We start from the raw sequence: 6,315 nt of genomic DNA on the forward strand, positions 1-6,315 counted from the left end.
GATGAAGACGGTTGGAGGAGGTCGCAAGCTTCGATACAAAGGGGTAGCGCGCAATCAGCTCTGGGCGGAACTAACGGCGGCAGCCTACAATCTGGTCCGAATGGCGAGACTGGCCGTGGCCGTGCAGACCATTCAAGGGGCATAGTGTGCCCCCCGAGGCTAAATAAGGCTCAAAAAAGGCGGCGAAGGCCCTCTCGGGAAGGCCAAGACCCTCCAGGACGCGCCCCCGGGGACGATAACCCGGATGCACCCACATCAAAAAACGACCATCAGCCCCTTTTTTCAGCACCCTGCTAGACGCTGTTTGCATTGAGCCGGCAGTCCTCAAGGACCTGCCTGGGCACCATTTTCAGGGCCAGGATGACCAGGGCAGGCACGATGACTAAGTCGTCCAGGTAGCCGAGCCCGGGCAGGAAATCGGGGATGAGGTCAACGGGGGAGAGGGCGTAGCCGACGGCGAGACCCAGAAGGACCTTGGCCAGGCGCGGTGTGCGTCGGTCTTTCAGCACCAGCTGATACACCCTGAGCTCGCGTTTTAGGGCTCTCCCTGTGGCCTTAAGCCTGTCAAACAGGGGCTAGAGCCCTTCTTTTTTGAACTGCTGGGCCAGGGGGGCCAGGGCCCTTATCATGCCCTCCAGCTCCTCTTTTATATCCTGGGACTGGAGGAAGCGCCTTATCTCCCCCGGCACCCCGGCCACCACGGAGCGGGTGGGGACATCCATCTTCTCTTTAACCAGGGAGCCGGCGGTGATGACGCAGTAGCCTGCGAGCTGGGCCCCCTTGAGCACGGTGGCGTTGCTGCCGATGAGGACATAGCTCCCTATCCTCTCCGCCTCCACCACCGCCCCCGGGCCCAGGCACACGGAGTCCCCCATCCGGGTGGGCCCGTGGATGACGCAGTTCTCCTCTATGTGGCAGTTTTTGCCGATGATGACGGGGCCGGAGTCGGTCCTGATGACGGCCCCCGGCCAGATGCTGGAGCCCTCCCCCACCTCCACCTCCCCTATGAGCAGCGCCTGCTGGCTCACCCAGGCGGATGGGGCGATGCGGGGCTCCTTTCCCTGAAAGGGCTTTATCACGCCTATGAGATTATCCCCTCCCCCGCCCCCTGTCAATCTTTTGCCCCCTCTTCTCCTTTGTGCTAGACTTCCCCAGATGCTGGAGCTTCCCCCTTCCCGTAGCGGGCGCCCCGCCCTGGAGATAGCCTCCCAGGTGGCCCGGGCCGCCGGGAGTGTCATTCTTTCCTCCTTTTCCAGGACGGACAAGAAGACCAGGCCAAAGGGGAAGAGCAACCTGGTGACCGAGGCGGATTACCTCTCGGAGCAGGCCATCCTCGGGGAGCTCAGGGCCGAGTTTCCCTCCTGCGGGTTCCTATCGGAGGAGTCGGAGGCCGTAGTATCGGATTCCCCCTTCACCTGGGTGGTGGACCCCATGGACGGCTCCAACAACTTCTCCTTCGGCATCCCTTTCTTCTCGGTGAACTTGGCCCTACTCCACAAAGAGGAGGTCGTCCTGGGGGTTACCTATGACCCGGTGAGGGACGAGCTCTTTCGCGGTCTCAAGGGCCAGGGGGCCTTTCTGGGGGAAAAACCCCTGAGGGTCTCGGCCAGGACGGAGCTAAAAGATGCCCTGGTGGGGTTTGACATGGGGTATGACATGGAGAGGGGAAGGGAAATGCTGGAGGCGGCGAGAAAGCTCTGGGGGGCGGTCTTTTCCTTTCGGATTATGGGCTCGGCGGCCCTGGTCCTGGCCTATGTGGCCTCGGGCCGGCTGGACCTGTACCTCCACCGCCGTCTCTACCCCTGGGACATCCTGCCGGGGAAGCTTCTGATAGAGGAGGCGGGGGGTGTGGTGAGCGACTGGGAAGGCAAACATGTCCTTCCCCGAACCCAGGCCATCATTGCTGGGAACCCGGAGCTCCACCGGGGATGCCTCCAGAAGGTCGGGACTACCGTCCGTAGCGGGCCATAAAGCGGCCCATCCTTTTCAGGGCTTCCTCTATGGCCGGCAGGGAGACAGCGTAGCAGCAGCGGATATAGCCTTCCCCGCAGGCCCCGAAGGTCGAACCGTGTACCACTGCGACCTTCTCCTCCATCAGGAGCTTCTCGGTGAATTCTTCGGAGGAGAGGCCGGTGGCCCGGATGGAGGGGAAGGCGTAGAAGGCCCCCTGGGGCTCCGGGCACGGGAGGCCGATGGCGTTGAGTCCTTTGACTATTGCCCGGCGGCGGTGGTTGTATTCCAGGGCCATCTCTTTTACTGCGGCATCTCCGTTCCTGATGGCCTCCAGGGCTGCCATCTGGGCCATGATAGGGGCGCACATCATAGTGTACTGGTGGACCCGGGTCATGGCCTCAATAATCTCCTGGGGGGCGCAGGCATAGCCCAGCCGCCAGCCGGTCATGGCATAGGCCTTGGAAAAGCCCCCCAGGAGGATAGTCCTCTCCTTCATCCCGGGGAGGGTGGCAAAGCAGGTGTGCTCCCCCTCATAGACCAGCCGGGCATATATCTCGTCGGAGACGGCGATGAGCTGGTGCTTCCTTACCAGCTCCGCCAGGGCCATAAGCTCCCTTCGGGGCATAACCGTCCCGGTGGGGTTAGCGGGGTAGCCGAAGAGGAGGGCCTTGGTGGCGGGGGTTATGGCCCGGGCCACCCTCTCATGGCTGAGGCGGAAATCTTCCTCTCCTGTGGTGGGGATGGGGACGGGCTTGCCCCCCGCCAGAAGGGCGCAGGGGGCATAGGCCACATAGGCGGGGTCGGGGATGATAACTTCCTCCCCGGGGTTGAGGATGGCCCTCATAGCCAGGTCCATGCCCTGGCTCACCCCCACCGTGACCAGGACCTCGGTCTCCGGGTTGTAGGCCACCCCGTAGTTCTCTTCAAGGTAGCGGGCGATGGCCTTCCTCAGCTGGGGCAGACCCGTATTGGGGGTATACATGGTGTAGCCCTTCTCCAGGGCATATATGCCCGCCTCTCGGATATGCCAGGGGGTGGCAAAGTCCGGCTCCCCAACCCCCAGGGAGATTATCCCCTCCACGGAGCGGACAAGGTCAAAGAAGCGCCGGATGCCCGAGGGAGGGATGGCCTCCAGTCGCCGGGAGAGGGGGCTTTTCTGGACCTCGGGTGTCTCCATGGCTAGAGGGTATAGGGGAGCCTGGGGGTGGTTTCCTTGCCCACCAGAATGTCCCCGTCCTCCTTAAAGCGTTTCAGGAGGAAGTGGGTGACGGTGCCCTGGACGGACTCCAGGGGGGAGAGTTTTTCCGCTACAAAGGCGGCGACCTCCTGCATTGTCTTGCCTGTCACCAGCACGGCCAAGTCATAGGTCCCCGAGACCAGGTAGACCGAGCGGGCCTGGGGGAAGCGGTAGATGCGCTCGGCGGCGGCATCAAAGCCCACATCCCTTTGGGGGGTCACCTTGACCTCAATCAGGGCCATCACCTGTTCTTCCCCCGCCTTTTCCCAGTTGATGACGGTCTTATACTTGACGATGACCCCTTCCCCTTCCGCCTTCTTTATGGCCTTCTCCACCGCCTGGGGACTGGAGCCGGTCATGGTGGCGAGCTTCTCCGGGGTGGTGCGGGGGTCCTTTTCCAGGATGCGCAGGAACTCCTTCTCTTTCTCTGTCATGGTTTTCCCCCTTTAGCAGATAAGCGATGATAGCACGGCCCCTGTTGGGGGGTCAAGGAAACGGGCCATCTTCTTGACGGGAAGGAGGGTCTAAACTAAACTAAAGAAGACGGCCCCGTGGTGTAGTGGCCTAACATGCGGTCCTGTCAAGGCCGAGATCGCGGGTTCGAATCCCGTCGGGGCCGTACCTGCAACCTGTTGTTGACAGCCTCGGAGTATACCTGGTCAAAGAACGGAACCATCTCCGGCCTGGGAACGACTCCCTGAATGACGCCGTCCTTCAGCCACACCTTCTCGAACAGTTCACTGGCCAGGTGGTTGCGGTCCTCCTGGTCTGCCGCTTCCCATGCCAAAGCCACGCTATTCAAGAACTGGCCTACCCTGCCTAAATGGTCTGGCTTGTCTTCGGTGACGGTGAGTCTGGCTAGCCTTGCCTGAAGTTGCTGCCGTTCGGCCAGATATTCAGCATACTCCATATCGCCAATACGGTAGAGGTTCTTAATTCTGTTTAGCCCCCCCTTAATGCTCTTGATCTCAGTTTCTACCCCTATTTCAGCGTCCATCTCTCGGCAATAGGCCAGCATCTTCTCTCTGTAGTCCTGCGGCAGCTTGAAGGCTTGAAGGTAGGCCAACATCTGGCTATCCAAGACCGATAGTCTGGCACTCGGCTGGCTGCAACCGTTGCGGTCTATCCTTTGATTACACAGCATCCGCTTTTTAGCGAATACTCTGAGATGGCCACCACAAGCGGCGCAATGGGCAACACCAGATAGGGAGTAACGATGGGCGTCACTTCTGGTGCCCTGGGGCACTGTCCGCCGTCTAGCGCGGGCTTGTTGGGCTGCCTCAAACAGTTCCGCGGGTATGATTGGGGCGTGCTTACCTTTCACCCAGCCCCTCTTGCCATCGGTGAGTTCCCCGATATAGAAGCGGTTTTCCAGTATGCCACCCACTGTATCCTTGGAGAATGGATTTGAGCCATGCGTGCCATGCGTCCTGTATCCCCTTGCATTAAGGACCTGGGCAATCGCCTTGTCTGTCTCCCCCTGGGCTGCCAGTTGGAAAGCCATCGCCAAGCCCTCATGAGTGGGCTTCCGTTCCTCCAGGATGTTACCCTTCTTGTCTTTGATTACCCAGATTTCGTTGTGGGGCCTGGGCACTCCATCTGGCCCCTTCATGACACCAAAGGGGAGCAAGCCATTGTATAGGCCCTGGGCCTTGCGTTCATGCTTGCCCTTCTTGGTCTCCTGGCTGAGGTTATCGGAATAGAACTGAGCTAGGCCCCCCAACATTGTCAGAAACAGCTTTCCCGACGGGGTAGTGAAATCTATTTGCTCGGTTATGGAAACGAAGGCGACACCAGCCTGGCCCAAAGCGTGAAGGGAGTTCTCCGTTATCCGATGGTTACGGCTGAAGCGGTCCAGCTTGTGGACCACAAGGACGTCGTAGGTATGCGTCTGAGCATCTGCTAAAGCCTTCTGAAAAGCTGGCCGCCTACTTAGTTTGTCCGTGCGGGCGCTCTTGCCTTCGTCTATGTATTCTGCCACCGGCTCCCACTGGCGGCCCCGACAGAGCAGCGTGAAGGCCCGCTTCTGTGCGTCAATGGAATAGCCCTCTAGCTGTTCTTTGCTGCTCACCCTGGCATAAAGCACTGCCTTCATTTGTCCTCCTTCTTCTTTGGCTGCCAGCCCTCCGGTGGTTTGGTCCCTAGGTATTTCAGCACCTTCTGACGTACTTTCTTGCCCTCCCGGTGGTTCTCCACCAGATAGTAGTAGGTCTTACCCCGACTGACCTTTGCTCTGATGAACGCCATTGGCTCCATCGTAGTGCCTGGAGACGGGCTTGTCAAGCGGACGGACTGGATGTCCAGATGCCCCCGGTCCATCTCCCCGGTCACTGGCGCCTTTGCCTCATTCACGGCAATGTCCATTAGCACCGCCGCCAGCCTCAGCAGGGCCGGAGGCAGTGGGACATGTCCAGGAAATGGTTCCTTCTTCAAGTCAGCCTGCCAGACAGTGGTTGCGTGCCTCCCTTGCGTAGAAAGCCCCCACATCCCCTTTGCACTGGCATACGAGTTGCTCCAACATCTGACGCTAGCTATAATTAGGGCACATTGGCGGAGATTCGGCACGTTTGCACAAAACTACGGTTGGGCTCCCCCAGCAAAGGTGATAGTTGCGCAAAATGACGAGGGGACTGACCCCCGAGGATAGAAAACGGGTTGAGGAGCTCTACAAAGAGGGACACACTCCCGCAGAAATAGGGCATGAAATTGGCAAAGATGCCCGAACGGTGAAGAGCTACCTCGCCAAGCTTGAAGTAGGGCGGGTCCCCGAGCTGGTGAGACTGCAGGATCTTCAGAAGCATTGGGAAATCATCCGAGACAGGGTCAAGAGTCTCAAGGAGGCATTGGCATTCCCCCCTCCCGAGCTTCTTGACATATCTGACCTTTCAGTGGGGCAGAGAGCTTATTCGTTGGAATGTGGCGTGATCAGCTGGCACAAGGCTGGTAGCAGCTATAGGGTCAAGCTCGGCGAAGAATTTGACTGCGTCCTGGAGCACCTGCGGTCTTCACGGCGAACCTCCATCCTGAAGAGGCTAGAGCAGTGGCAGAGTATTGGTGGTAAGTGTATTGAAGATTGCCACAGGCTGCAGGCGCACATTGTGGAAGAAGCCAAGAGAGAGACAGAC

The 6,315-nt window shown here is 59.6% G+C and carries 8 protein-coding genes and 1 tRNA gene; 3 read left to right on the forward strand and 6 right to left on the reverse strand.

The window, feature by feature from the left end:
• Positions 1 to 293: 293 nt before the first annotated feature.
• Positions 294 to 572: a DUF1232 domain-containing protein gene (locus KJ624_03875; GenBank protein MBU2008974.1), complete on the reverse strand. Its 279-nt coding sequence runs from the start codon at positions 570 to 572 to the stop codon at positions 294 to 296.
• 3 nt (positions 573 to 575) lie between these two features.
• On the reverse strand, positions 576 to 1,079 hold the full coding sequence (locus KJ624_03880) for a gamma carbonic anhydrase family protein (protein ID MBU2008975.1): 504 nt from the start codon (positions 1,077 to 1,079) through the stop codon (positions 576 to 578).
• Between the two features lie 76 nt (positions 1,080 to 1,155).
• On the opposite strand from KJ624_03880, the gene KJ624_03885 reads away from it, so the two are divergent.
• Positions 1,156 to 1,971, forward strand: a complete 816-nt coding sequence (locus tag KJ624_03885; protein MBU2008976.1) for an inositol monophosphatase — start codon at positions 1,156 to 1,158, stop codon at positions 1,969 to 1,971.
• On the opposite strand, the gene KJ624_03890 is transcribed toward KJ624_03885, so the two are convergent.
• Complete coding sequence (locus KJ624_03890; protein MBU2008977.1) at positions 1,949 to 3,130, reverse strand: aminotransferase class I/II-fold pyridoxal phosphate-dependent enzyme; 1,182 nt, start codon at positions 3,128 to 3,130, stop codon at positions 1,949 to 1,951. The genes KJ624_03885 and KJ624_03890 overlap by 23 nt on opposite strands.
• Before the next feature lie 2 nt (positions 3,131 to 3,132).
• On the reverse strand, positions 3,133 to 3,624 hold the full coding sequence (locus KJ624_03895) for an Lrp/AsnC family transcriptional regulator (protein MBU2008978.1): 492 nt from the start codon (positions 3,622 to 3,624) through the stop codon (positions 3,133 to 3,135).
• Positions 3,625 to 3,735: 111 nt separating this feature from the next.
• Here KJ624_03895 and KJ624_03900 point away from each other — a divergent pair.
• Positions 3,736 to 3,809 (forward strand) — tRNA-Asp (locus KJ624_03900).
• Here the strand turns inward: KJ624_03900 and KJ624_03905 are convergent.
• Both KJ624_03905 and KJ624_03910 read right to left on the reverse strand, forming a co-directional pair.
• Complete coding sequence (locus KJ624_03905) at positions 3,771 to 4,916, reverse strand: recombinase family protein (protein MBU2008979.1); 1,146 nt, start codon at positions 4,914 to 4,916, stop codon at positions 3,771 to 3,773. The two genes, KJ624_03900 and KJ624_03905, sit on opposite strands and share 39 nt — an antisense overlap.
• Before the next feature lie 365 nt (positions 4,917 to 5,281).
• Positions 5,282 to 5,623, reverse strand: coding sequence for a hypothetical protein (locus KJ624_03910; GenBank protein MBU2008980.1), 342 nt, complete (start codon positions 5,621 to 5,623; stop codon positions 5,282 to 5,284).
• A 185-nt stretch (positions 5,624 to 5,808) separates the two neighbouring features.
• On the opposite strand from KJ624_03910, the gene KJ624_03915 reads away from it, so the two are divergent.
• The coding region (locus tag KJ624_03915) for a helix-turn-helix domain-containing protein (GenBank protein MBU2008981.1) at positions 5,809 to 6,315 on the forward strand (507 nt) is incomplete at its 3' end.

Source organism: Chloroflexota bacterium (assembly GCA_018825785.1).
In the GTDB taxonomy this organism is placed as follows: Bacteria; Chloroflexota; Dehalococcoidia; order JACVQG01; family JAHKAY01; genus JAHKAY01.